The organism is Roseibium sp. FZY0029 (assembly GCF_036350355.1).
GTDB lineage: Bacteria > Pseudomonadota > Alphaproteobacteria > Rhizobiales > Stappiaceae > Roseibium.
Map to the genome: position 1 here is coordinate 1 of NZ_JAZDVZ010000028.1, position 1,043 is coordinate 1,043.

Here is a 1,043-nt window from a genome sequence, read left to right on the forward strand (position 1 = left end):
GATGGTTTCACCGGGCGCAATGACACCACCGATCGTGTGGACTGCGAGTTGGTGAACATAGCCATTGCGCGGGGCCAGAATATCGACACGGGTCAGTTCGTCCTCCGCAGCGATTTTCTGTTCTTCGAGCTGGGCGATGCGGGAGCGCACCTCCTGCAGGTTTTCCAGGACTTCGGCCCGGTAGGTCTCCTCGATCTGCAGGATCTGGATGTGCCGCTCGCTGATCGCTTCCCTGGTGCGCGCAATCTGGGCAATCAGGTCGCCATATTCCCCGTCAAGACGCGCCTTTTCGCGGCGAAGCGCCGTTACACGGCTCTTTGAGACGAGCTGCTTGTCCAGAAGTCCGCCGAGATCGGCAAGCTCTTCGCCGATCAGTTCAATTTCTGATGTCTTGGCCCTGACCTGCGCTTCGAGACCTTCGGTCTGCTTGTTGAACTGACGGATCTGTTCTTCCAGCTGGTTCTTGCGGCCTTCCTTGGAATTCCGCCGGGCTTCCAGAAGAAGCTGCTGACCTCTTTCAACGTCACCCAGATTGGCGGTCCGTTCTTCAGGCCACTCGATTGTTCGCAAGTCGTCCCGTTCCGCGGCAAGGCGCAATTCCTGCGCGGTCAGATCCACCAATTGTTTGGTAATGACCGCAAGGTTGGCGCGTGTCACCGTGTCGTCGAGGCTGATCAGGAGATCTCCGGCCTCAACCGCGTCGCCATTTTTCACGCGGATAACCCGAACAATACCGCCTTCACGGTGCTGAACATGTTTGGTGTTGCTCTCAACCACTATCGTGCCGGAGGAGACAACCGCGCCGGAAATCTCTGTAAAGGCCGCCCAGCCTCCGATGCCACCGATCACTGCAATGGTCAGAAACAGCGCAAACAGCATGTGATTGCGCACTGTGTGACGCAACATGTCATCGGCACCGGGAGCGTTGGGGCCAATTTGCGGTGAAGCTCCGATCTGATCAGACATCTTCATCGCCTCCCTTCGACGCGTGTGCGCGGGTTTGGCACGGGCTGCACCACTTGCTTGAGCACTTCGTCCTTCGG

The 1,043-nt window shown here is 58.2% G+C and carries 1 protein-coding gene; it reads right to left on the reverse strand.

What is annotated here, in order from left to right; all coding sequences use genetic code 11:
* On the reverse strand, window positions 1–966 hold a 966-nt coding region (locus V1T76_RS29020), incomplete at its 3' end, for an HlyD family type I secretion periplasmic adaptor subunit (RefSeq protein ID WP_330564143.1).
* Window positions 967–1,043: the final 77 nt, after the last annotated feature.